The sequence below is a fragment of the Brevibacterium sp. K11IcPPYGO002 genome (assembly GCF_050920635.1).
Taxonomy (GTDB): domain Bacteria; phylum Actinomycetota; class Actinomycetes; order Actinomycetales; family Brevibacteriaceae; genus Brevibacterium.
The window spans coordinates 3,768,488-3,792,382 of the sequence record NZ_CP131929.1; the positions used below are offsets into that span (position 1 = coordinate 3,768,488).

Sequence of the window (23,895 nt, forward strand, 5' to 3'; positions counted from 1 at the left end):
ATACGGTTCCCGTCCCAAATAGTGAACTGACGCACATGAAGTGATCCACTTCGCAATGACTTCGCAACAATTCGCCGAGGCGGTCCTGCCCGACACAGCGAAACCTCCCTTGCCGCAGCGCGGGGACCAGCGAGGCGACCAGCAGAACCGCACATGGGGCGGCTGCCGGATTTCGATTTGCGCGACAGGTCACAATCGGTTTCACTTATGAGGTGCATCACAGAGAACGCTGGGGAAACTCTCGTGAATCCGGTCGCTCAATAGCTGGCCGGCGCTCTGGCACAGACGCTAGATAAGCAACACCGTGTCGGCGATCCCGGCACGGAAGAACGAATGGAGAAGCGTGTCCGCTTTCATCGACTGGCTCAACGGGGTCGTGTGGTCGTCCGCCCTCGTCTACCTGTGCCTCGGCGCGGGTGTCTATTTCACGATCCGCTCACGCGTCGTGCAGATCCGCCAGATCCCCGCCATCTTCAAGCAGATGTTCACCGGAAAGAGCTCGAATGAGGGCGTCTCGTCCTTCCAGGCTCTGGCGATCTCGCTCGCCGGTCGCGTCGGCGTCGGCAATATCGCAGGTGTCGCCACCGCCATCGGCTTCGGCGGCCCCGGTGCCGTCGTCTGGATGTGGATCTCGGCCCTCCTCGGCGCCTCGACGTCCTACGTCGAATCCACCCTGGGACAGATCTTCAAGGAGCAGGACCCCCGCACCGGCGAGTACCGCGGAGGCCCCGCCTTCTACATCGAGAAGGCCTACCGCCATACCAAGGCCCGTGGCCTGTTCAAGGTCTACGGCATGGTCTTCGCAGCCGTGACCGTGATCGCCATGTCGTTCATGCTGCCGGGCATCCAGTCCAATGCGATCTCCGGCGCCGTCGAGAACGCCTGGAGCATTCCGACCTGGGGCACCGCAATCGCTCTCGTCATCATCATGGGCTTCATCGTCGTCGGCGGCATCAAGCGCATCGCGCACTTCGCTTCGCTGGCTGTGCCCTTCATGGCCGTCATCTACATCATTGCGGCCATCGCCGTGACCATCATCAATGCTGATCAGATCGTTCCGGTCCTCCAGCTGATGTTCAACTCGGCCTTCGGCATCGACGCCGGACCGGAAGCGGCCTTCGGCGGCATCATCGGCATGGCGGTCCAGTGGGGCGTCCAGCGCGGCATCTACTCGAACGAAGCCGGACAGGGCACCGGGCCTCACGCGGCATCGGCCGCCGAGGTCTCCCACCCGTCGAAGCAGGGACTCGTGCAGGCCGGATCGGTCTACATCGACACCCTCTTCGTGTGCTCGGCGACGGCGTTCATGATCCTCTCGACAGGCATGTACAAGGTCTTCGACGCCGATGGGACGACGATCATCGGCACCGGCCGCGGCCAACTGGCCGAGGAGATCGCGGCGACCCCGGGCGAGAAGTGGCCGCAGGCGGGACTCGATTCGATGATCCACGGTCTCGGCGCCGGGTTCATCGCGATCTCGATCTTCCTCTTCGCGCTGACCACGATCGTCGCCTACTACTACATGGCCGAGACCAACCTCGTGTATCTGCTCGGCAAGGCCAAGAACACCATGGTGCTCGCGGTCGGCAAGCGCGTGCTGCAGCTGCTCATCCTCGTCGCCGTCGCCGTCGGTGCGATGTCGACGGCCGGCAGCGCCTGGGCGCTCGGTGACATCGGCGTGGGCCTCATGGCCTGGCTGAACATCATCGGCATCCTCATCCTGCAGCAGCCGGCGTTCAAGCTCCTGCGCGACTTCGAACGCCAGACCAAGCTCGGCTTGGACCCGGTGTTCGAGCCCGAGAAGATCGGCGTGCGCAACGCCGACTTCTGGGATCAGCGGGTGGCGCGGCTCAAGGCCGGCGAGGCGGTGCCGAAAGGCTGATGCGAAGCGCGATCGGGATGCAGGCCACTCGGCAGGCAGTCCGGTCGACAGACAACTCGTCCGCTGCTCCGCGGGACGATACGAGGCCCGGGACAATGGCGTCCCGGGCCTCGTGCCATTCACAGTGGCATCTCGCCGAGAAACGGGCTGAATGTCGAGACACGGGTGTCCACGTGCGTTTCTCGACGCTTGGCCCGTTTCTCGACGGTTCAGCATGCGCAGCGGCCGCCGCCCGGAATCGGGCGACGGCCGCTGTCGGTGCGTGGGGCAGCCAGCAGCTGCCGCAGCTCAGATCACTTCTGCAGGCTGGTGCCGGCCGAGCCGAGGTTCTGGCAGGCTTCGACGATGCGCTCGGCCATGCCCTTCTCCGCTGCCTTGCCAAAGGAGCGCGGGTCGTAGAGCTTCTTGTCTCCGACCTCACCGTCGATCTTGAGCACTCCGTCGTAGTTGCGGAACATGTGCTCGACGACGGGGCGCGTGAAGGCGTACTGGGTGTCGGTGTCGATGTTCATCTTCACGACTCCGTGGCGGACCGCCTCGGCGATCTCTTCCGCACTCGATCCCGAACCGCCGTGGAAGACGAGATCGAACGGCGCCTTCTTGCCGACTTCGGCGCCGACCTTCTCCTGGATCTCACCGAGGAGTTCTGGGCGCAGCTTCACATTGCCGGGCTTGTACACGCCGTGGACGTTTCCGAAGGTCAGAGCCGTGAGGTAGCGGCCCTTCTCGCCGGTGCCCAGAGCACGCGCGGTGGCCAGCCCATCCTCGACGGTGGTGTAGAGCTTGTCGTTGATCTCGTTCTCGACGCCGTCCTCTTCGCCGCCGACGACGCCGACCTCGATCTCGAGGATCGAGTGCGCGGCCGCAGAGAGCTCGAGCAGCTCCTCGGCGAGGACGAGGTTCTCGTCGAGGGGAACCGCCGAACCGTCCCACATGTGCGACTGGAAGTAGGGCTCGCCGCCGTTCTTCACGCGTTCGGTCGATGCGGCCAGCAGGGGCTTGACCCAGGCTTCGACGGCGTCCTTCGGAGCGTGGTCGGTGTGCAGCGCGATGTTGACGTCGTAGCTCTTGGCCACCTCGGCGGCGAAGACGGAGAACGCGATGGCACCGCGCACGCGGTCCTTGACCGTCGGGCCGGACATGTATTCGGCGCCGCCCGTGGAGATCTGCACGATGCCGTCGGATCCGGCCTCGGCGAAGCCGCGGATGGCGGCGTTGATCGTCTGCGAGGAGGTGCAGTTGATCGCGGGGTAGGCGAAGCCCTGGGTCTTCGCGCGGTCGATCATCTCGGCATACACTTCGGGGCTGGCGATGGGCATGTGCGCTCCTTGGTCGATGGGTCGGTGTACTCGTCCGCCACCAGCCTACTCGTTCCGCCTTGCGCCGCAGAAGCCGTCGACAGCGGCGTCCGCGATGTGCGACGAGATCTGGTACGACGAGGGCCCGTGTGACCGACTCGCTGTCGGTCACACGGGCCCTCGATCCGTCGGCGGCGCACCGGCCGTCGACGGTGCCGTGTCAGTCCGCGGGGGTCGACGTCCCCTTGTCGCGGCCGGGCTTGCGCGGCTCCCGAGTCCCCCCGGAGCGCGACTTCATCCGATCGCCGATGCCGCGGCTGCGCGTGAGTCGGTAGTCGATGCGCTCATCGACCTTGTCACCGAGGTACTCGTCGAAGTCATCGGCCAGATGCTCACCGACCTGACGGAATCGCGCCGCACGCTCGATCGCCGCCGTCCGCTGCGCTTCCTTGCCGAAGGCCTTGAGCGTGGACACGCAGACGAGGACGAGGATGATGCTGAACGGCAGCGCCGTGAGCAGCGACCCGGCCTGCAGCGCTCCGAGTCCACCGGCGATGAGCAGACCGATCGCCAGCGCACCCTCCATCAGCGCCCAGAGTACACGCGACCACAGCGGCGGGTTCGGGTGGCCGCCCGAGGCGAGCATGTCGACGACGAGCGAACCCGAATCCGACGAGGTGATGAAGAAGATCGCCACGAGGATGATGGCGATGACCGACAGCACCGCACCCAGCGGCAGGTCTCCGAGCACGTCGAAGAGGACACGTTCGGCCACGACGCCTTCCTCCGGGTCGACGAGGTCGCCGGCACCGAAGATCTGACGGTGGATGCCGGTGCCGCCCATCACGGAGAACCAGAAGAAGCCGACGATCGACGGCACGAGGAGCACACCGGCGATGAATTCGCGCACGGTGCGGCCACGCGAGATGCGGGCGATGAAGACGCCGACGAAGGGTGCCCAGGAGATCCACCAGCCCCAGTAGAACAGAGTCCAGGAGGAGTTCCACTCCGCGCCTTCGTCACCGGTGTAGGCACCGATGTCGAACGTCATGTCGAAGACATTGGCCAGATACACGCCGATCGACTCGACGAAGTTCTGGAACAGGAACAGGGTCGGCCCGAGCACGAGAACCGTGATGAGGAGGATGCCGGCCATCGTGAGGTTGATGTTCGACAGCCACTTGATGCCGGCGCCCACGCCCGAGACCACCGAGGCGGTGGCGAGGAAGGTGATGATGACGATGAGGATGACGAGGAACATGTTGTCGTACTCGCCGACGACCCCGATGTGTTTGAGTCCGGCCGAGATCTGCTGCACGCCGAGCCCGAGAGAGGTAGCGATGCCGAAGACCGTGCCGCAGATCGCGATGACGTCGATGACGTCACCGGCCCACCCCTTGACGAAACGTCCCAGGAGCGGTTCGAGGGCCCAGCGGATGGACAGGGGGCGACCACGGCGGTGGATCGCATAGGCAAGTGCCATGCCGAGCACTGCGTAGAGCGCCCACGGGTGCAGACCCCAGTGGACGAAGGTCTGGGCCATGCCCAGCTTCGCGTCGTCGATCTCGCTGTCGGGCCATCCCGGCTTCGCCCCGGTCGTCGCGTAGGTCAGCGGTTCGGCGACGCCGTAGAAGACGAGGCCGATGCCCATGCCCGCGGCGAAGAGCATCGCGAACCACGAGAAGATGTTGAATTCCGGTCGGTCGCCATCCTTGCCCAGCCGAATTCTGCCGTACTTGGAGAATCCGACGACGATGGCGAAGACGACGAACAGCCCGACGACCAGCATGTAGTACCAGCCGAGGTCGGCGACGACCCAGCCCTGCATCGCAGAGATCACGTCGCCGGTCGACGTTGGGAGCGCAATCGCCAATGCGGCGACTCCGACGATGATGATCAGCGCCGGCCAGAAGACGGCCGGGGCGATCATGCCCTTGCCGATGCGCACGCCTTGGCGGCGCAGCTTCTCGGTGATCTCCGCATCGGAGTCGCCTTCGCCGATATGCAGCTTCTCCGGAAGATGAAGCGCTACGGGGTCGGGTTCGCCGATGAGATAATGTTCGGTTTCGGACGGTGTGGAGGCGGTCGTATCGTCGGCACCGGTTGTTGGTGCCGAGTCCGCCTCGGCGGTCGCGCCGGCCTGCTGGCCGGTCGCGGAGCCGTCGTCCGCGTTGGGGTCGCTCATAATGCCCTTCGCTTCGAGTTCAGATCCGTCTATCTACTCTGCCGCAATTCACGGACTGCTTCAACGTCGCATTCAGCTTTACCCTGCTATTTTCGTAGTTTTCATCCCGATCGGGCAGCGATTCAGTACAGTGACACCATGTCCGCATCCCCGCCGTCACCAGCAGCAACCCGCCTGCGCATATTCAATTGGGCGCTGTGGGACTGGGGTTCGGCGTCCTTCAATGCCGTGATCATCACCTTCGTGTTCGCTCCGTACCTGACGAAGTCCGTCGCCGCCACCGAGGAAGCCGGCTCCTCGGCATTGGGCTGGTCGATGGCTGCGGCCGGATTCGTCATCGCCGTCATCGCTCCGGCAGCCGGTACTCGGGCCGACGCCGGGGGTCGGCATCGCCTGTGGCTGGGCGTGCACACCGGAATCGTCGTGCTCACGATGTTCGGCCTGTTCTTCGTCCGCGACTCCCCCGACTATCTCTGGCTGGGTCTGCTGCTCTTGGCCGTGGGCAGCGTGTTCTTCGAATTCGCCGAGGTGTCCTACAACGGCATCATGGTCCGCATCACGACCCCCGACAATGTCGGCAAGGTCTCCGGATTCGGGTGGGGCATGGGCTACGTCGGAGGGCTGGTCCTCCTCGTCATCCTCCTCGTCCTCGTCATCCAACCCGAGGTCGGCTTCCTCGGCGCCAGCGACGAAGAAGGCTTGCGGTTCCGCATCGTCGCTGTCCTCGCGGCGGTGTGGTTTGCGATCTTCGCGCTTCCCACACTGTTTTCGGCTCCCGGCGCGAAGGTCAAGGGCACCTCGGGCGGACACCCGATCCGCGCGTTCGTCTCCGATTATGCGAGCCTTGTGCGTCGTCTGGTCCGGATGTGGTCGACCGAGCATCAGACGCTGCGGTTCTTCATCGCCTCGGCGGTCTTCCGGGACGGTCTGGCCGCGATCTTCTCCTTCGCCGGCGTCCTTGCCGCCGGCAGTTATGGGTTCTCCGCCTCGGAGATCATCATCCTCGGTGTGGCAGCGAACGTCGCCGCCGGTGCCGGTGCGATGATTGCCGGGTGGTTCGACGATCGGCTCGGGCCGAAACCCGTCATCATCGCCGGTCTCATCGTCATCATCGCCGGTGGTCTGCCGATCCTCTTCAGCGCCGAGGCGGCCGTGTTCTGGGTCTGCGCCCTGATCTTGAGCTTCTGCGTCGGTCCGGTGCAGGCGTCGAGCCGGTCGTTCCTGGCCCGCATCACTCCGCCGGAGTCGGCCGGGGAGAACTTCGGCCTCTACGCCACGACCGGACGGGCCGTGAGCTTCCTCGGCCCGGCGATGTTCGCCTTGGCGATCACGATCTTCGGCTTCCAGCGGGCGGGAACGCTGGGCATCCTCATCGTTCTGGCGGTCGGTCTGGCGCTCATCATCCCCGTCCGCCCGGACGCCCCGGTCCACTCCATGCAGGCCCGCGCGAAGGCTTAGCCCGACCCTGATGCGGAACTTGCGCGCCGTTCTCAGGGAGAAGAATGTTGATTTCAGCGGCGAGAATCAACATTCCTCTCCCGCGGAATCGCCCTATGCGAGCTCGCTCGGTTGCGAGTTCGCACGGTTGGCGGTTCCGCTGCGAGCCAGCAGCCCGTCGATCTGGTTGATCGCCCCGGTCGAGCCTTCGATGACACCCATCTCCAGGACGGTGCGCAGTCCCTCCACCGAGTCGAAGACCGATTCATAGGTGGCACGTGTCCCGGTCTCGGTTGCCTCGAAGCGGTAGACGCAGCTGCTTCCGGGCATCGACTCGACAACCGCGAAGTCCTCATCGGCGAAGTAATCGCGGAACTCCAAACGTGTGGGACGATCGACGGCGGTCAGCTCCCACAGCCCGCAGAACTTCTCGCCCTCCGGGCTCGTCATGTAGTACGTGACTCTGCCGCCGGGTGCGAGCGAATGGTCGACGACGGTGGCCGGGTACGTCGGAGGCCCCCAGATCTGCTCGAGCTGTCGGGGGTCGGCGTAGACCTCCCACACTCGTTCGAGCGGCGCTGCGAATTCGGCGACGATCGTCAGCGTCAGTGTCTCTTCGTCATGAAATGTGTCGATGACCGGCATGGCTGCTCCTTAAGCATTGCGGTGGTTTTCCTCACGACCCGGCCTGTTCGTCCCCGGCCAGAAGGTCGTCGATTCTCTGCACTCGTTCGACCCACTGGTCTTCGAGTTCGGCGAGCATGCTCCTGATGGTGCGAAGCGGACCCACCTCTGCGTGGGCGATCTGCCGTCTGCCGACTCGGCGCTTCGTCACCAGTCCTGCACGTTCGAGGACAGCAACGTGCTTCTGCACTGCGGCGAAGCTCATGTCGTAACCGGCTGCCAGATCGGACACCGAAAGCCCCTCTCCTGCGACTCGGCGCACGATATCGCGCCGGGTGCGGTCGGCCAATGCCTGGAACAGCGCATCGACTTCGTCGTCGAGAACGGCTTTCATGCACCCAATCATACAACCAACTGGTTGTATGTAAATAGTGGAGGATGAACTTTCCGAGCCCGAATCATTGACATCGATGATTGAACACGCGTTTAATATTAAACATGCGTTCAACCTCTTCGGATTCGCGTGCGAACCGATCACCCAATTCGTCCCCGGAGACCGCGGTCCGGATCCGCTCCGCTGCGATCGAGACCTTCGCCGAACGTGGTTTCGCGAAGTCGACGATCCGTGCGATCGCCGCCGCCGCCGACGTCTCCCCCGGGCTCGTCATCCACCATTTCGGGTCGAAGGACGGACTGCGCCGCGCCTGCGATGACTTCGTCTTCTCGGCGATCGCGGACGCCAAGGCGGCCAATGCCGACTACGCGACGGAGGCGGTGCGAGAGATCTTCGCCAGCAGCGACATGTCGCTGAACATCGACTACCTCACCAAGTCGCTGCTCGATCCCTCGGATCATGGTCAGCGCTATTTCGATCACTACGTCGACCTCGTCGAGGGCTATATCCGACGCGGCTTCGCCGGTTACGAATTCCGCACCAGCGACACCGACGTCCGCGGTCAGGCGGCGACGATCGCCGCCCTCGCACTGGCCCCGTCGATCCTCGGATCCCGCCTGCAGAAGGCGCTGGGGACCACGGACTTCCCCGAGACGATGTCCCGGCTCGCCCCCCACCTCTACGACCTCTACTTCCACGGCGTCATCACCGCCGCCCCCGACACCGCATCCGCGGACTCTGCGGCTTCCGACCGCACCGAGACATCGACAGCACACCGCACCGACGAAGGAGACGAGAAACGATGAGAACGACGACAGCTCCGACGACCCGCAGCCGACGAACCGGGGAAGAGGCACCCGCGATCACCCTCGCCGAGGTGGTCAAATCCTTCGGTCGCGCACGTGCCCTCGACGGCCTCGACCTCGAGGTCGCCCGCGGGGAGGTCCACGGCTTCCTCGGCCCCAACGGTGCCGGCAAATCGACGACGATCCGCATCCTGCTGGGGATCCTCCGCGCCGATGCGGGACGGATCCGCCTCCTCGGCGAGGACCCGTGGTCGCATGCGGTCCCACTCCACCGGCGACTCGCCTACGTCCCGGGGGACGTGGAGCTGTGGCCGGGGCTGACCGGCGGTGAGGCGATCGACCTGTTCTCCCGGCTCCGCGGCGGAGTCGATGTCCGCAAGCGCGACGAACTCATCGAACGCTTCGACCTCGACCCCAGAAAGAAGGGCCGGACGTACTCGAAGGGCAATCGGCAGAAGGTCGCGCTCATCTCCGCACTGGCCTCGGATGTCGAGCTCCTGCTGCTCGACGAACCGACCGCGGGCCTCGACCCGCTCATGGAGGCCGTGTTCCAGGAGTGCATCCGCGAGGCGAAGGAGGACGGTCGCACGGTGCTGCTCTCGAGCCATATCCTCGCCCAGGTCGAGGCGCTGGCCGACCGGATCTCGATCATCCGGGCCGGCCGCATCGTCGAGACCGGTACTCTGTCCGATCTGCGCCACCTGTCGCGGACGACGATCACCGTTCAGGTCGAGCGGGACATCCCCGCTCTGACTCGGATGGCCGGAGTCCACGATTTCGTCCGCGAGGGTGCGCAGCTGCACTTCAGCGCCGACGCCGCTCACCTGCCGGACATCATGCGCACCCTCGGCGAGCACGACGTCGAGTCGCTGACGGCCACGCCGCCGACGCTCGAGCAGCTGCTGCTGCGCCACTACGGCAAGGAGGTCGGATCATGAATCTGCTGGCATCGACCGAAGCGGGCTCGGGGGACGCGACCGCCGACCGACGTCAGGCGCACCGAAGGGTCCGTGCCCGCGGAGCCGACGGCCGCCTCGGCGGGGGTGGCCTCACCGGGGTGGGACACCTGCTGCTGTTCATGCTCAGGCGCGACCGGCTGCGAATGCCGATCTGGGTGCTGTCTCTGACCGCACTCACGGCCTACTTCGCGAATGCGATCGCCCTGGTCATGGATGCGGACACCTTGCAGACGATGACCGTGTTCGCGAAGAATCCGGTGATGGGACTCATCACCGGACCCGGCTACGGACTCGATGACATCACGGTGCCGCGATTCATCGTCGGCATGTACGCCGTGTTCCTCATGATCGGCATCGGCCTGATGTCGATCACCACCGTCACCCGTCACACCCGCGCCGAGGAGCAGACGGGCAGGGCTGAGCTCATCCGAGCGAATGTCACGGGACGACATGCCCAGCTGTTCGCTGCGGTCATCCTCACGGTGATCATGAACGTCGTGGCAGGGGCGCTCATGGCCGCTGCGCTTCAGTTCTCGGAGGCCGACCCCGACCCGGCAACCTCGAGTCTGCTCTTCGGCGCCGGGATGACGGCGGTCGGCTGCGTATTCGTCGGGGTCACGTCCGTGACGGTGCAGCTGACGGGGTTCTCGCGGGCGGCCTCGGGAATGGCCGGAGCCGTGCTGGCGCTGAGCTTCGTCGTCCGCGGGCTCGGTGACATGTCCGCCGTCGCCGGCGGCGACCTCGACTGGCTGTCCTGGCTGTCTCCTCTGGGATGGTCTCAGCAGACGGCTCCGTTCACTCTCGACCGCTGGTGGCCGCTGCTGTACTCCGTCGCCGCCTTCGTCGTCCTCCTGGTCATCGGTCTGGCCGTGCAGTCGCGCCGCGACCTCGGCGCGGGCATCACTGCGGGGCGGCCCGGACGGGCTCACGCAGGTCGCGGCCTGTCGACCGCGTTCGGACTCGCCTTCCGCCTGCAGCGTTCGACGCTGATCTGGTGGTCGCTGGGGATCCTCGTCATGGCTGCGATCTTCGGATCCTTCGCCGGAGCGATGGCCGAGGGCGCCGACGGCATGCCCGAACAGATCACGCAGCTCATGGGCGGGCCGCGGGGAATCGTCGACGGCTATCTCGGCTATATGGCGCTCTACATGGCCATGATCGTCGCCGCCTTCGCGCTCATCACCGTCGGGGGACTGCGCTCCGAGGAACAGGACTTCCACACCGAGCCCGTCCTCGCGACCGCGGTCTCACGGGGCGGGTGGATGGCTTCCTGGGTGACGGTGACGCTGCTCGGATCCGGCTGGCTGATGCTGCTGGCCGGTATCGGTGAGGGCATCGGCGCGGCCGCCTCGCTGGACGATTGGGCCCTGCTGGGCCCGACGGTGCTCGGCCATCTCGTGCAGTCGGCCGCCGTGTGGGTGCTGATCGGCCTCGCCTGCCTGCTGTACGGATTCGCGCCGCGACTGCTGGGTCTGACCTGGATCGTCTTCGCCGGTTCCGCAGTGCTCGCTCTGTTCGGCGGACTCCTCCAACTCGACGATGCCGTCCTCGACCTCTCCGTGTTCAACCACATCGGTCAGTACCCGGCCGAGGACATCTCCGCCGAGGCGGTGCTGACGTTCCTGGCGATCACGGTCGTTCTCGTCGGAGCCGGCATGGTCGGGTTCCGGAGACGGGATCTCGTGACGGCGTGAGGGATTCGCCTCGGCGATGGCGTTGGGGACCCTCGGCGATGGCCTCTTCCCTGCTTCGAGAGCGGGTTTGGATATCCGCTCGGTCCTGGTTGCACGCCGGGTTCTGCGGTTGTGCCGCTAGGCGAGGTAACCGAAGGATCGGGCCCGTATGAGCACGTCCGCCCGGTTCGAGACTCCGAATTTGCGGTAGAGGGCAGAGAGACGGTTCTTCACTGTGCCCGTCACCTGATTGAGTTCCTCAGCGATCTCAGCGACGGACAGGCCCCGTGCCAGAAGATCGATGAGTTGGGCTTCGCCGGCATTGAGCTGTGGCGTTTCTGCTATGTCCACAGAAACCGGGCCGATACTGCGCAGCCGCTCCACAAGCTTCGCAGGCGAATCGAAGGTCGCGGAGAACTCGTTCGCAGCTTCCGCCCATACAGGCGAGTCAGTTGTGAGGTCGATGAGCCGACTGCGATCGGGCAGCGGCAGAAGTGCAAGCGGCAGCAGCGAGCTCACCCAGGTCGAGAGACTTACAGCCATCCTGAAATCACTCTGCGCTCCAGCCTCGTCCCCAGTGCGCAGCTTGGCTGCTGCTCTGATGGCGACGAGCTCAGCCCGGCTGCGCGGGCTCAGCGAGTGGTGATAGAACCAGGTATCTGCGCATGAGATCGCCTCATCGTTTCGACCGGCGACGAGCTTCGAACGAACGTCGAGAACAATACGGCCGTCGCAGGCGGGAGAGAGCCGATCGCGGTCGATCTCGGCCCACCGCAGCTGCCCCAGAGCAATGAAGACCGTGCTGCGCCCAAGTGCGATCAGGTCCTTCTCCGCGTCTGACAGGACACCGCTGTCCTGGAATCGCTCCGCATCATCGTTGACGAACAGCAGACCGGATTCCGCTTCCGCGGACAGCACCGCCAAGGTCCGGGCGATGAGGGGCAGATAGACCCACAGCGTCCGCATCTCAGGGTAGGCGGAGAGGGCGCCGAACTCTGCCTCGGCCCGCTCAAGATCGAGTCGGTCCAGAGCCCTGAGGGCCGAGGCGATGCGCAGGGGCGGAGTCACCAGTTCATCGATGATGACGGTTGGGGGCGCATCCGAAGGTGCGGCTGCCGGATCCGCTTCGGAACCCGCGCGGCTGATCCCCGATGGGGCATCGGACTCCGCCAGGTGCGCGTCGGCCCGCTCATGGTCACCACTGACCGCTGCGATGAGGGCGGTCCAAGCGATGATCGACGGCAGAAGAAAGTCACCGTCCACGTGACCGGCTCGGGCGGGGCCCTCGATTTCGTTGAGCACGGACAGAGCCCGCCGAGGTTCAGCTGCGTGGTGAAGTGCGATCGCGGTGAGGAGACGCACGACGGATCGTGCACGCGCACTGCGCATCTCTGCTGAGGCGAGAATGCCCAGTTCCGCAGCTTCGCCGTGACGCCCGGCATCGGCGAGCCGGATCATCGTGCTGATTGTGCCGATGGAGTAGACAGGTCGGCTCTCCTGCGGCGAATCGTATGATGCGTCCGCGGACGGGGCGGAACCCGTCAGACCACCGCGGGTCCTGACTGCCTCTGCGTGGTCTCCGCGCATCCGTGACCGCAGCAGTCCCGGGCCCGTCCTCTTCAAGACCGCGGCTCGTATCTCTGCTTCACTCGTTTCGGTCACAGTCGAAACGATGTCCTCGGCCAGCGTTCCGAAGAACTCGAGACTCGGCTCCGCCGCACGGACGGTTGGCGGCAGGAGCCGTAACGCTGAGCAGGTGGCGCGGGGGGCAAGCAGGAACATGGGAATCCCCACGGCCTCGGTCACCCGTTGCAGCAGAGACCAGTGCCCGCCATGACGGGCCAGGAGCAGCACATCCCCGAGGAGATCCGAGTCGATGGTTCCCGCCGACTCCATATGGTCGATGAGTACGTCGAGCACCGAGACAACCACCTGACCGGGGCCGCGCAATCCGGAAAAATCGTGCCGCAGTTTGGCTGCTGTGAGAGTCGGAACCTGCAGCAGCGATCCGCGTTGGGAATCGTCGACGCGGAGGAGAATCCCATTGGACTCGAGCCTGTCGATAACGCCTTCCGGGTCGTGAATCCCGGCCCCGCCGAGAAGGTCATCGGAGACTGCAGTCAGGGCCCGCAGAGCGGTGGTCTCCGACATCGCGCTCAGCTGGGCCAACGCGGCCGCCGCCATTGCATCGCCGGTCCCCAGAGCCAAGATCAGGGGCGGGCACAGCTCCGCCACCCAGTCGGCGAATGTCGTGGATTCAGTCTCGACACTGACGCCGGCATCGGCTGCCGCGCGGAGCACCGCTGCGGCGAAACGGGCTCGGCCGGCGCAGCCCAGCCAAAGCCGCCGGAGGAGTTCTGAGTCGACAGTGCCGGTTTCCGCTGCTTGGAGTTCGACAATGAAATCGCCCAGGCTGCGGCGAGGATCCCGCGTCTCGCCTTCGACGCTCGAGCTCATGGTCACCCGTCCTTCACCTCGGCGGATCAAGCCCGTGTCGTGTTCGTCGACGTACATCTCAGCCCCCTCGCCTCACCGTCCTGCACCTTCCGGTCAGTCTGCATATCGGCTGCGGACCACCTCGGACTTCCAATGTGCCCTCTCAGCAGACGACTGAGTGCTTCACAGTGCCTGATCTGCGGTAGTCCGCCATGGGATTGCGGGTGCACGAACCGCCGGAATTCAGCGATCCTGGTATCGTCGAAATCGGCGCAAGCTGTGCCCGTACTGCTGTGTCACAGCCGCTGTTCTCATGTCTGCCCAGGAAGCCGATCCCCTTCGCGGAGATGACCACGCTGTTGCTGAAATCGACTCATTGTTCGGCAACAGCGAACTCGGACCCGGCGAAAGTCGAGTTTCCGCAGTTGAGTGCGCTCACTTGGCATTCTCGTTCACAGAGATGAGGTACTGAGAATCATGTCTGAAGCATTGACGCGCGTGATCCGACCGGACGAGCCTCCGACTCCGGCTTTCGTCGTCGACCTCCCGGCTCTCGACGACGTGGTCAGCGGCTTCCGCGATGCGCTCGACCGCCACTGGGCGAACTCGGTCCTTTCATACTCCTTCAAAACGAACTCTCTGCCCTGGCTGCTGTCGTACATGCAGAGACGAGGGGTCTGGGCCGAAGTGGTCTCTGATTCCGAGTATCAGTTGGCGTTGGCGATCGGTTTCGCCCCTGACCGGATTGTGTTCAACGGTCCCGTCAAGAGTCGTGAGTGCCTTCGCTCAGCGCTCCTCCACGGTTCCATCATCAATCTGGATTCGAAGCGAGAGGTCCGCTGGACCGCCGAACTGGCAGCAGAGAGGCCGGATCTCGCACTCCGCGCTGGGCTGCGCGTGAATTGGGACCTCGAAGCCCGTTGCGCGGGCGAGAGCACCTTGCCGGGGTCCAGCAGCCGATTCGGATTCAACGATGACAACGGCGAACTCGGTCGGGCGATCACCATGCTGGAGTCCGCCGGAGTCCGGGTGGCAGGGCTCCATATGCACAGAAATTCACGAACACAGAGCCTGGAGGTCTTCCGCGCCGCAGCGGCGGTGGCCGCTGAAATCACCACATCGCATCAGCTTCGGCTCGACTGGATCGATATCGGAGGAGGATTCTTCAGCAGTCCCGGCGGGACCCCGACCTTCGATGAATACATATCGGCAATCCGCGAAGAGCTCGCCGGCAGCTTCGACATCGGGAGGACTCAGCTGATCGTCGAGCCCGGAGGAGCGCTCATCGCCGTTCCCGTCGAGCTCCATGCGCAGGTGATCGACGTCAAGGAGGTCGACAACCAACGCTTTGTCATCACCGATATCAGCCGAACGGACATCGATCCGCAGTTTCGGCGGGAGAAGGACTACCGATTGCATGTGGAGACCGGATCGACCGAGTCGGTTCCCGAGCAGGTGATCTGCGGATTCACCTGTATGGAGAACGACAGACTGACCGTCCTCAAAAAGGCTCCGCTGCTGAGGGAAGACGATCGGATCGTCTTCGAGCGGGTGGGCGCCTACACCATGTCCTACCGTTCGACCTTCATCGAGTTTCCGCCCGCGGTCTATGTGAGACGCGGAGAGTCGCTGGAGCAGGTGAGGAGGAAGGGCACCGCAGAGGACCTCCTGCGGGGCAATACATGGTCGGAGTCTGCGTAGTCGGCTCCGCAGACCATTCAGGCTGAGGGTCGAATTCCCACTGCCTGCCGACGGCTGCTCTCCTCGGCCGGTGTCGCGGAAATCAGCGGCGGTCGACCGATGACGGCAGCACCGAGCAGCGCGAAGCCCTCTCGCCGAGCCGAGGTGATGCCGGGTTCGCAATTCAGCAGAGACCGATCGTCATCCAGCCCGGCCAGCATTCTGACGATATCAGCGGGGACGTCGGCTCCGGCAAGATGGCAGAACGGATAACCTCCGCCGAATCGCGGATTGACATCGATGATGAGCGGCGATCCATCGGCTGACTCTTTGAAGTCGACATCGATGGCTCCCACCGGTTTGAGGATCCGGCCGAGAGCGGCCAGGGAACCTGCGAAGCGATCAGCCGCCACTGTCGTGGCGACGTCCGTATCTCCGCTCCTCATGCGGTCTTTTCGACGGGCGAGCACACCGCGCAGCTCTCCGGTTCCGCGCAGAGAGAAGATTCCATCGACACCGAACTCGGTTCCGGGCAGCCGCTCCTGGATGATCACTGCGTCGAGCCCGTCGACACTCGCCCTGCCGTCACCGGCCTTGGCGAGTTCCGCCGATTCGAAGACGGCAGTCCGCAGATTCTGCGCGGAAGCAAACACTAACCCCGCCGAACCGCTTCCGAATCGATGTTTGACGACGAATGCTCCGCCGGGGTTCGCCTTGATCACCTGCGCTGTTTCACTGCCGAGCCACGTCGTGGGTGTCGGAATTCCGCAGCGATGCAACGTTGCAGCCATGAGGTGCTTGTCGAGGACGGCGCTCTGGGCCGCCGAGTCGAGGGCGGCAACTGTGCACCCGAGTTCCCTCAGATCGTCGGCGAGACCATCCGCAAGGATCTGCAATTCATAGTCATTGAGCGAGATGAAGAAGTCAGGAGACGCGTTTCGCGCCCACTCCACCACTGCCCCGCGGTACTCAGGCGAATTGTATGCGGGCATGATCACGGCCGCGTCCGCATACGCCAGTGTCGGGGCCGATGCTCGGTATTCGAGGGCGATCACTTCGCCGGTTACGCCCTGTGATAGCAGTGCTTCCTTGAACCAGTCCACATAGTGCGCTCGATGTGCGGCGGAGGCGATGGCGATCTTGAGATGCTTGGCAGCAGGCATGGTCAGGTCCTTCACGCGCTGGGATTCGAGATTCGCGGGTTCAGATCGCTGCTCGGTGCTCGCGACTTCGGTTCCCTGAAAGAGACGAAGGTCGGGAAGACCTGAATCGGAGAATAGAAGCTGACCACCCACAGCAGAAGCAGCGCTGCGATCCGGGCGTACATGCGCACGATCCAAGTATGGAATCCTGCCCAGACGATGTCCCCGACCCCGCCCAGCAACGCAGCAAAGAACACGAAGTACAGAAGTCCGCGCGAGCCCTGAGCTGCCGCCCGATAGCCGCGGATTGTCCACGCGTCGATGCGATCGAGCATGAACCCGAGCAGGGGCACTCCGAGGATCAGCCCAAGTGCTCCGAAATTCCACCATAGGTCACCGTAGATGGAAGCGACTGTGGAGAACCCGGTTCCGTAGAGTTCGGGGTCGGTGAGAGCCGCGAGTTCGTAGCCGATAGCGTCGGGAATCCAGTGCGGAACCAGATCATCGGGCAGTGCCGACCGAACCGGTGAGAGGAGTGATGCGCCGAGGGTCGGCAGGCGCCCCAGTTCGGAGTCGCGAATCAGCGAGCCGAAGTTGCCGATGGCGACGAACATGGACGACAGGCCGGTGTCGTTGCCGTAGTCCCCGCTCAACGACACCTCGTATTCCTTCCGCCAGGCACCCAGCGCCGCCAGCAGGATGGGGGCAAGGATGACCCCCACGGTCTTCAGCCATCGCTGTCCGTAGCGGAGGAAGAAGACGTAGGCGAACGCCAGGATGAGAGCGATCGCACGCAATCGTCCGGTACCCGAGATGATCAGCGTCGGATAGGCCACGAGGGCACCCAGGACGAGAGCGGTGTTCCATATGCTTTGCAGCCCTTTCGGGCTCAGCAGAGTCGCAACGCAGATGAGCAGGATTGCTGAGAAGCCGACTCCGTCGAGGACCGGCTCGAGGCGTTCGCCGAGGACCGCGGCGATCATGAGCATGAGGATTCCGGCGACTTGTGACCATCGCACCGTTCGCGGCGGCAGGATCACCGGGCTCGGTCGCCCTGTCGAGTCCAGTCGCAGGCAGAGCGCCCCGATCCCGATCTGCGTCAGGACGCTGACGAACAGCGCCGTATTGAGGTAGACCTCGGGGTGGGCCCCTTCCATGAAATAGGGGTCGGGAATGACGAGCAGTCCGCTGATCCCGACGATGGCAGCGCTCGAAGCCATGAAATATCCGGGCATCGTGATGCGATCACGGCCGAGAATCACGAACAGCGTCATACCGTGAACGAACGAGACGACCGACAGCACTTGGCTTGAGAGATTCACTGCCGAATCGTCTGTCGAGAACCACAGCCGAGCGACGATGACGACGAGGAGACACGCGGCCGTGAAGGTCATGACGAAGTGAGGAGGGTGGACGGGCGGAAGCGGTGCCGAAGACCGCTTGGCGGCCGGTCGGTGCAGTTCCAACGCTGTCAGAGTCACGGCCGTTCACCCCCGGCCGTTCTCTCAGCTGTGTCGACTGCCGGATGCTCAGTCATCGCCGGCAGCCCACAGCCCGTGCATTGCCGAATGGCGGCTCCGGCTTCTTCCCGCCAGGTTATCGGTCTGTTCACCCCCGTCAGCAGGAGCGGCCACGGCGTAGGACGGCATACCTTCACCGTGTTCCGTCGAGTGCGCACTTCTGCGCGAACGACGTCGTTCCACTGGTCGTGCCTCGCGCTGACGGCTCGGTGCAGCGTAGGAGTCCTGATAGACCTGCGCATAGACAGTGCTGTCAGTCTTCGGCATTCCGTTGAGCACCACGCCGAGAAGTCGACCGTCCACAAGCTGCAGCTTCCGCAGAGCCTGTGACATCTGCGTCCGACGGACGGTTCCGCTGCCCGCAACGAAGATCGTCCCGGACACACGCCGAGCAAGCGCGGCTGCGTCGGTGGCAGCCAGCAGCGGGGCCGAGTCGAGGAGGACGACGTCGTACTGAGCAGCGGCTTCGGTGAGGAAAGCCGTCATCTGTTCGCTGTCGAGGAGCTCAGCCGGATTGGGCGGGATCGGTCCGCTGGCGAGAACGGTGAGATTCGTCATCTCCAGTGGCTGGATCACATCGTCCAAATCGGAATCGCCGATGAGCACGGTCGACAGTCCTGCCCCGCCTTCAAGGCCGAGGTAATTGTGCAGCGACGGATCTCGCAGGTCTGCGTCGACCAGAAGAACTCTGCAGTCGGCGCGCGCAAGCGCGGCGGCGAGGTTGATGGACGTCACCGACTTCCCTTCGCCCTTCACCGATGAGGTGACGAGAAGTGATCGACTCGTATTGCCCAATTCGAGGAACCGCAGATTGGATCTCAGTTCCCTGTAAGACTCAGCTTGGTCGCTCTCAGTTCCGTGCTCCGAGACGAAGGCGTGGTCTTGGCCCGCAGTCATTCGGGCGACGGTGCCGATCACTGCTGCATCGGTGAGAGCCTCAACGTCTTCGCTCTTGCGGATCTTGTTGTCGAGGAGGTCACGCAGCAATGCCGCGAGGAAGCCGGCGAGCAGTGCGGCCATCAGACCGAGGACCAAGTTCTGCAGCAGGTTCGGGGAAGCCGGGCTGCTCGGCGCCGTCGCGGGTGTGACGATCGTCAGCTGAACCGTCGCCGGTCCGCTGGCGGATTCGAGCTCGGCGACCTGAGTCCGGAGACTGCCTGCCACCGCATTCGCCAACTCGGCTGAGGACTGAGCATCGCCGGCTTTGGCCGTGATCGAAATGAGAAGCGTGTCTTCGGGGACGGCAGCTGAGACTCGGTTCGCGAGTTCGCCTGCGTCTGCGGCGAGTCCGAGAGACTTGATCGCCGTATCGAGAACGATCGGCGTGGTGACCAGATCGGCATAGGTGGAGATCTGCTGACGTGCATAGTCGGCGGCAGCAGAGCGGTCAGTGACAGAGCTTCCCGGGTCAGTACGCACGAAGACGTTCGCCGAGGCTTCGTACGTCGGCGGTTGCAGTGCAGTCACCCCACCGACGACGGCCAATACGAGGAGAATCGTCGACATTGCGGCAAGCCACCGCTCACGGAGAATTGTGAGATAACGCTGAACAGTCATGATCGGCCTTTTCCGTCGAAGGAGTGTTGCGGGATTACAGTTGAGTTCCGGACAGGCGGCCGGCGACGCATGCCGGCCAGTTGGGTTTCAGCTGGCATCGAGGACCACCTCGCTCAGCCGGTCATAGGTCACGGCGCGGTCGAATCGTTCCTCGGCCATGCGGCGGGATCCGCGACCGAGTTCGGCCAGCCGCTGGTCGGTCACCATCTCCACCAAGGCTCGGGACATGGACTCGACCGTCGGATCGCAGCTGATCCCGGCGCCGTATCCGTCGAGGAGGTCGCGGTATTCTCTGCACTCCTGTGAGTTGACCACGGGCAGACCTGCCGCCGCATAGTCCCCGATCTTGTTGGTGATGGACTGCGCGGCCCCGGCCACGATGGGGTTCATCGCGATATCGCAGCCGCGCAGACGCGCGACCATCTCCGGGAATTCGAGCCTTCCGTAGAAGACGACTTCGTCCGGCAGATCCGCCGAGTCGCGACGCCATCGGCTTTCGAACGGTCCGGTGCCCATCACGTGCAGTCGCAGACGAAGGCCTTCGCGTTTCAGACTGCGGACGGCGCCGACGGCCGTGGGCAGATCATAGCTGTGGCCCAGCGTCCCGATATAGGCGAGTTCGACGTATCCTTCGTCGCTCGGTCTTTCTGCTGTGTACCGGTCGAAACGGCTGAGCTCCGTTCCCAGGTAGACGGTCGTGACTGCCGAATCGTCGCCGCGGGCGGCGGCGACTCGATTCGAATAGGTCTCTGAAACTGTGATGACAGCGTCGGCCGCTCGATAGATACGCTCGGCCGCTCGGCGCAGTGACGCGAACAGGTATCGTCCCGCCCACTGCGGCCTGAGCACCATCTCAAACGCCTCTGGCCACAGATCCTGGACATCGACGACGAACCGCACCCCGCGGCGTTCGGCGTACTCTGCAGCGACCTGAGCGACTTCGAGTGAGGGGACGGCACAGTAGACGACGTCGGGCGCACTGCGCTTCTGCAGGTACTCGCTGAGCCGCTTGGCCAGCGCACGGTGACTGCGCAGACGCCCGATTGAGATGTTCCCCCGATAGTCCGGTTCAGTCAGATAGGTCGTCGTGTACAGCGGGTTTCGGATAAGCCCGGTGTCCCTCTGCTGCTTCGACAGATGGTGGAACGATGAGGTGACCAGCTCCACCTGTGCTCCACGTTGAACGAGGATCCGCGCCAATGCGTCGAAGCGGTCATTGGGTTGTGTCCCGCCACCGGTGAAATGCGCGATCATCAGGATGTCCATGGGTTCACTTCCTCGTCTCGTCCGGGGTTCGACCCCCGGTGTCAGATGCAGGTTCATCGGCCACCGCCATGAGCGCGGGTTTGACCGGCTCACGGATTGCCCCGATCTGGGCGCGTTCCAACGGCCTTCGTCGATTCGGCTCGGCTGTTCTGCCGCGCATCACCCTGGTCAGCGCGATCGCACCGGCGGCAGCACAGACGCTGTAGCCGATGATCGATCCGTATGCCGCACCGAGCATCCCGAAGGACGGGATCAGGGTGAGGTAGGCAAGCATCGAGGCCACGGTGCCGATGATCTCGACGATCGACACCGTTCCCGGTGCGTCCGCGGCAATGAGCAGTCCCTGTTGGACGCGAGTCAGACCGAACACGATGGCAGAGATCGCGAGGGGAATGATCACCGCGGTTGCTGGAAGATAGGACTCCGGCAGGACGAAGGTGATCATGGCCCACGCTGCCGACCCCAGCAGCCCCGCGAAGACTGCCAGCAGGAGCAGGCTGCCGCCGACGAGACGAACGACAGGGAGCGGACGGGATGAGAAGGCTGTCGACCAGCTCCGCAGGGAAGCGTCGACCCACTGCTGCACCGGCCACGTGGCCATCTCCAGGACAGTGGCCACTGTGACGTACAGACCGAGCGCTGCCGAACTGCTCAACATGGGCAGGAGCAGTCGGTCCGAGCGCAGCATTGCGGTGTTGCTGAAATCCGAAGCGAGCAGGACCAGACCACGACGACGCAGTCCCCGGCTCTCATCCCGGGTCGGAACCGACGACTTCCACGTCTTCGGCGCGAGGAACAGAAGCGCGACAGCCGGCAGCGCTGAGGCGGTGTACGTCCACATCCACAGCACCGGATCGTCGACATCCAGGAGGACCAGCAGCGTTGCGCCGATGACGATGATGACCTGAGTGGCGACGGCATTGGCCGTGAACCATTTCCATTCGCGGCTGCAGACATACGCAACGCGCAACGCCCGTACCAGGGAGTTGAGTGCGACATACCCGGCGATCGCGATGAGGCCCATCCACACCCAATCAGTGCTGAACGGCGAGAGCACGACCGCAAGGATCACGACCGGCAGGGTGCAGAGAGTTCCCGGCGTCACCATCCGGGCGAAGACTCGGTACTCGGTGCCGAATCCTCCGGACCGTGCCGCAATGAAAGGTCGTTCGAGCCCCATGATCGCGAATACGGAGAGAAAGTACGCGAGCTGCAGGGCGAATGCGAGGTCTCCGCGGCCGGAAGGGCTCAGCACGAATGCGGCCAACAGGTTCACGGCAACGGCGCCTCCTGCGGCCAACACCTGCGACGCCACCAGCACGGCAGCGGCGAGTTTGGCACCGCCGAATCGCTCAGGAACGCCCATCGGCTGGGTCCTCCCCTCCGGTGAACGTCGGCATCGTGTCGAAACCGCCTTTGCTGATTCCCTTCCTGCCGAGCACCGTCCGCACCGTCTGCAGCAGTATGTGCAGATCGAGGCGCAGACACCGGCGGTCGACGTACTCCACATCGAGTCGGAACTTGTCGTCCCAATCGAGGTCGTTGCGGCCTCTGATCTGTGCCAGACCGGTGATGCCCGGCAGAGTCTCATGCCGTCTCGACTGCTCTTCGGTGTAGCGCTCGAGGTACTCGACCCGCAGCGGCCGAGGTCCGACGAGACTCATATCGCCCCGGAGGACATTCCACAGCGACGGAAGCTCGTCGAGGCTCGAGGCCCGCAGAAACCGTCCGAGCGGAGTCAGACGCTGGCCGTCGGTGACGTGGGCGTCGTCGCGATGGAGCATCGTCCGGAATTTCAGGATGTCGAAGATCTCCTCGTCACGTCCCGGACGAGGTTGGCGGAATATCACGGGCCTGCCGTGCACAACGAGGACGATGACGGCGACCCCCGCTTGCACCGGTGCCGTCACGATGAGTCCGAGCGCACTGGCGCAGACATCGATCGTCCGCTTCACCCTGTCGTAGGATCGCTGGCGGCGCGCAGCCTTCGGGCCGCCCTGCCGCCGGTTCGGCGTTGTCGGTTCGAACTCGCCCATCATTCCCCCTCCCCGAGGTTGAGCGCACGTTGGAACAGAGCAGCAACCCCCTCGACTGCGGGAGCGAGTTGCAAAGCCGAACGCGAGTAGACATCGCGGTTTCCGCCGAACGGATCGATGACGTCATCATTTGCGGCCAGACTCGGAGACCTGCGCCTGCTGCGTCTGCGGGCCGCAGCCCCAACCGCAGCTCGCAGGCGCGCGGCCCGATCTGCTGTGGCGGCGGCACCCTCTCTGACGATGTCGACATCCCGGGTCACCGCTGCAAGGCTGGCGAGTTCGCGGATCGTGAAGGTCCTCCTGACGATCCGCGGGTTGAGTTCGACCACTTCCCGCCTGTGCTCTCGCGTCATCACGAGAATGAGATCGGCGTCGCCGAGCGACTGTTCATTCACCTGCCTCGTGCGGCGGGTCCGGATTTCGTCGACGCCCAGATGTCCGGCGATCTCCCGCACTTCCTCCGGGATGAGCCACCCTGAGGCGGCTCGTGTGCCGGCTGAGCGCAGACGGATCTCGGAGACGTCGACGAACCTCTGTGCGAGCACCAGCTCTGCGATACGCGACCGGCAGATATTGCCGGTGCAGACAGTGAGCACGTCGAACGTCTGTGCTGTCACTGCTCGTCCGTTCTCAGCGTCGTCTCTCTTCTGCCAACGGTTCCCGTCGGCAGCGGATCCTCTTCGACCGTGACCATGTCCGTGTCCTTTCGAACTGCGAGATGATTGCGCGCAGGACCGCTGTCGACCGTGGGGACCGATGGACATCGGTGAGCGCTCTGAGACTCTTCTGCACCGTGCTGGCCTGCTCGGCGAGCTCGGCTATTCGGGCTTCACGCTACCGGCGCACACGGCGACCGGAACCAGCCGACACATGAGCCTGCGGTGACCCGCAGTGACCCTGCGGTGACCCGCTCGAACGAGCTTGGAGCGGAGCGCATCCTGGTTCGGCGTCCGAGAGGCGGATAAGCTTCTGGGTACGGGCCGAAGACCGCCGTTCAAAG

General features: G+C 64.4%; 18 protein-coding genes. 6 read left to right on the forward strand and 12 right to left on the reverse strand.

Annotated features, from left to right (window positions below; all coding sequences use genetic code 11):
* The first annotated feature begins 343 nt into the window (after positions 1-343).
* Positions 344-1,882, forward strand: coding sequence for an alanine/glycine:cation symporter family protein (locus QYM46_RS17280; protein ID WP_169253438.1), 1,539 nt, complete (start codon positions 344-346; stop codon positions 1,880-1,882).
* A 293-nt stretch (positions 1,883-2,175) separates the two neighbouring features.
* Here the strand turns inward: QYM46_RS17280 and fbaA are convergent, their stop codons facing one another.
* Together fbaA and QYM46_RS17290 are read right to left on the reverse strand one after the other, a co-directional pair.
* Positions 2,176-3,201 (reverse strand): class II fructose-bisphosphate aldolase, encoded by a 1,026-nt coding sequence (gene fbaA / locus QYM46_RS17285; RefSeq protein ID WP_169253439.1) that lies wholly within the window; start codon positions 3,199-3,201, stop codon positions 2,176-2,178.
* Between the two features lie 199 nt (positions 3,202-3,400).
* Positions 3,401-5,365: a BCCT family transporter gene (locus QYM46_RS17290; RefSeq protein ID WP_432789952.1), complete on the reverse strand. Its 1,965-nt coding sequence runs from the start codon at positions 5,363-5,365 to the stop codon at positions 3,401-3,403.
* A 138-nt stretch (positions 5,366-5,503) separates the two neighbouring features.
* On the opposite strand from QYM46_RS17290, the gene QYM46_RS17295 reads away from it, so the two are divergent.
* Positions 5,504-6,823 carry an MFS transporter gene (locus QYM46_RS17295; RefSeq protein WP_432789953.1) on the forward strand — a complete coding sequence of 440 codons (1,320 nt, stop codon included), beginning with the start codon at positions 5,504-5,506 and terminating at the stop codon, positions 6,821-6,823.
* Positions 6,824-6,916: 93 nt separating this feature from the next.
* On the opposite strand, the gene QYM46_RS17300 is transcribed toward QYM46_RS17295, so the two are convergent.
* Both QYM46_RS17300 and QYM46_RS17305 read right to left on the reverse strand, forming a co-directional pair.
* The gene (locus QYM46_RS17300; protein ID WP_432789954.1) at positions 6,917-7,447 is read right to left on the reverse strand and encodes an SRPBCC family protein; all 531 of its coding nucleotides are present in this window, start codon (positions 7,445-7,447) and stop codon (positions 6,917-6,919) included.
* 31 nt (positions 7,448-7,478) lie between these two features.
* Positions 7,479-7,820, reverse strand: a complete 342-nt coding sequence (locus QYM46_RS17305; protein WP_432789955.1) for an ArsR/SmtB family transcription factor — start codon at positions 7,818-7,820, stop codon at positions 7,479-7,481.
* Between the two features lie 104 nt (positions 7,821-7,924).
* Between QYM46_RS17305 and QYM46_RS17310 the strand changes: the two genes are divergently transcribed.
* From QYM46_RS17310 to QYM46_RS17320, 3 genes are read left to right on the forward strand one after another with little or no spacing between them, the layout of a single operon-like run.
* A complete protein-coding gene (locus tag QYM46_RS17310; protein WP_432789956.1) occupies positions 7,925-8,626 on the forward strand; it encodes a TetR/AcrR family transcriptional regulator in 702 nt (233 codons plus the stop codon).
* Positions 8,623-9,564 carry an ATP-binding cassette domain-containing protein gene (locus tag QYM46_RS17315; RefSeq protein WP_432789957.1) on the forward strand — a complete coding sequence of 314 codons (942 nt, stop codon included), beginning with the start codon at positions 8,623-8,625 and terminating at the stop codon, positions 9,562-9,564. The genes QYM46_RS17310 and QYM46_RS17315 overlap by 4 nt, the downstream gene beginning before the upstream one ends.
* Positions 9,561-11,279 (forward strand): ABC transporter permease, encoded by a 1,719-nt coding sequence (locus tag QYM46_RS17320; RefSeq protein ID WP_432789958.1) that lies wholly within the window; start codon positions 9,561-9,563, stop codon positions 11,277-11,279. The genes QYM46_RS17315 and QYM46_RS17320 overlap by 4 nt, the downstream gene beginning before the upstream one ends.
* 117 nt (positions 11,280-11,396) lie before the next feature.
* Here the strand turns inward: QYM46_RS17320 and QYM46_RS17325 are convergent, their stop codons facing one another.
* Entirely contained in the window at positions 11,397-13,715 is a 2,319-nt protein-coding gene (locus tag QYM46_RS17325; RefSeq protein ID WP_432789959.1) for a response regulator transcription factor, read from the reverse strand.
* Between the two features lie 456 nt (positions 13,716-14,171).
* Between QYM46_RS17325 and QYM46_RS17330 the strand changes: the two genes are divergently transcribed.
* Positions 14,172-15,395 (forward strand): hypothetical protein, encoded by a 1,224-nt coding sequence (locus QYM46_RS17330; RefSeq protein WP_432789960.1) that lies wholly within the window; start codon positions 14,172-14,174, stop codon positions 15,393-15,395.
* Between the two features lie 17 nt (positions 15,396-15,412).
* On the opposite strand, the gene QYM46_RS17335 is transcribed toward QYM46_RS17330, so the two are convergent.
* The 7 genes from QYM46_RS17335 to QYM46_RS17365 form a co-directional block, all read right to left on the reverse strand.
* Entirely contained in the window at positions 15,413-16,537 is a 1,125-nt protein-coding gene (locus QYM46_RS17335; protein ID WP_432789961.1) for an ATP-grasp domain-containing protein, read from the reverse strand.
* A gap of 11 nt (positions 16,538-16,548) precedes the next feature.
* Positions 16,549-17,910, reverse strand: a complete 1,362-nt coding sequence (locus tag QYM46_RS17340) for a hypothetical protein (RefSeq protein ID WP_432789962.1) — start codon at positions 17,908-17,910, stop codon at positions 16,549-16,551.
* A gap of 135 nt (positions 17,911-18,045) precedes the next feature.
* Positions 18,046-19,593, reverse strand: a complete 1,548-nt coding sequence (locus tag QYM46_RS17345; RefSeq protein ID WP_432789963.1) for a polysaccharide biosynthesis tyrosine autokinase — start codon at positions 19,591-19,593, stop codon at positions 18,046-18,048.
* Positions 19,594-19,680: 87 nt separating this feature from the next.
* Positions 19,681-20,859, reverse strand: a complete 1,179-nt coding sequence (locus QYM46_RS17350) for a glycosyltransferase family 4 protein (protein ID WP_432789964.1) — start codon at positions 20,857-20,859, stop codon at positions 19,681-19,683.
* Positions 20,860-20,863: 4 nt separating this feature from the next.
* Positions 20,864-22,225: a lipopolysaccharide biosynthesis protein gene (locus QYM46_RS17355; RefSeq protein ID WP_432789965.1), complete on the reverse strand. Its 1,362-nt coding sequence runs from the start codon at positions 22,223-22,225 to the stop codon at positions 20,864-20,866.
* Positions 22,212-22,895 carry a sugar transferase gene (locus tag QYM46_RS17360; protein WP_432789966.1) on the reverse strand — a complete coding sequence of 228 codons (684 nt, stop codon included), beginning with the start codon at positions 22,893-22,895 and terminating at the stop codon, positions 22,212-22,214. The genes QYM46_RS17355 and QYM46_RS17360 overlap by 14 nt, the downstream gene beginning before the upstream one ends.
* The gene (locus QYM46_RS17365) at positions 22,895-23,512 is read right to left on the reverse strand and encodes a low molecular weight phosphatase family protein (RefSeq protein WP_432789967.1); all 618 of its coding nucleotides are present in this window, start codon (positions 23,510-23,512) and stop codon (positions 22,895-22,897) included. Before QYM46_RS17365 ends, QYM46_RS17360 begins: the two co-directional genes overlap by 1 nt.
* Between the last annotated feature and the right edge of the window lie 383 nt (positions 23,513-23,895).

Bases quoted from the DNA above. Each gene is read 5' to 3' on its own strand.
- QYM46_RS17345 (WP_432789963.1), bottom strand. From the start codon at position 19,593: ATGACTGTTCAGCGTTATCTCACAATTCTCCGTGAGCGGTGGCTTGCC.
- QYM46_RS17360 (WP_432789966.1), bottom strand. From the start codon at position 22,895: ATGGGCGAGTTCGAACCGACAACGCCGAACCGGCGGCAGGGCGGCCCG.
- QYM46_RS17330 (WP_432789960.1), top strand. From the start codon at position 14,172: ATGTCTGAAGCATTGACGCGCGTGATCCGACCGGACGAGCCTCCGACT.
- QYM46_RS17295 (WP_432789953.1), top strand. From the start codon at position 5,504: ATGTCCGCATCCCCGCCGTCACCAGCAGCAACCCGCCTGCGCATATTC.
- QYM46_RS17305 (WP_432789955.1), bottom strand. From the start codon at position 7,820: ATGAAAGCCGTTCTCGACGACGAAGTCGATGCGCTGTTCCAGGCATTG.
- QYM46_RS17315 (WP_432789957.1), top strand. From the start codon at position 8,623: ATGAGAACGACGACAGCTCCGACGACCCGCAGCCGACGAACCGGGGAA.
- QYM46_RS17340 (WP_432789962.1), bottom strand. From the start codon at position 17,910: ATGACCTTCACGGCCGCGTGTCTCCTCGTCGTCATCGTCGCTCGGCTG.
- fbaA (WP_169253439.1), bottom strand. From the start codon at position 3,201: ATGCCCATCGCCAGCCCCGAAGTGTATGCCGAGATGATCGACCGCGCG.
- QYM46_RS17320 (WP_432789958.1), top strand. From the start codon at position 9,561: ATGAATCTGCTGGCATCGACCGAAGCGGGCTCGGGGGACGCGACCGCC.
- QYM46_RS17335 (WP_432789961.1), bottom strand. From the start codon at position 16,537: ATGCCTGCTGCCAAGCATCTCAAGATCGCCATCGCCTCCGCCGCACAT.
- QYM46_RS17355 (WP_432789965.1), bottom strand. From the start codon at position 22,225: ATGGGCGTTCCTGAGCGATTCGGCGGTGCCAAACTCGCCGCTGCCGTG.
- QYM46_RS17300 (WP_432789954.1), bottom strand. From the start codon at position 7,447: ATGCCGGTCATCGACACATTTCATGACGAAGAGACACTGACGCTGACG.
- QYM46_RS17350 (WP_432789964.1), bottom strand. From the start codon at position 20,859: ATGGACATCCTGATGATCGCGCATTTCACCGGTGGCGGGACACAACCC.
- QYM46_RS17325 (WP_432789959.1), bottom strand. From the start codon at position 13,715: ATGAGCTCGAGCGTCGAAGGCGAGACGCGGGATCCTCGCCGCAGCCTG.
- QYM46_RS17310 (WP_432789956.1), top strand. From the start codon at position 7,925: ATGCGTTCAACCTCTTCGGATTCGCGTGCGAACCGATCACCCAATTCG.
- QYM46_RS17290 (WP_432789952.1), bottom strand. From the start codon at position 5,365: ATGAGCGACCCCAACGCGGACGACGGCTCCGCGACCGGCCAGCAGGCC.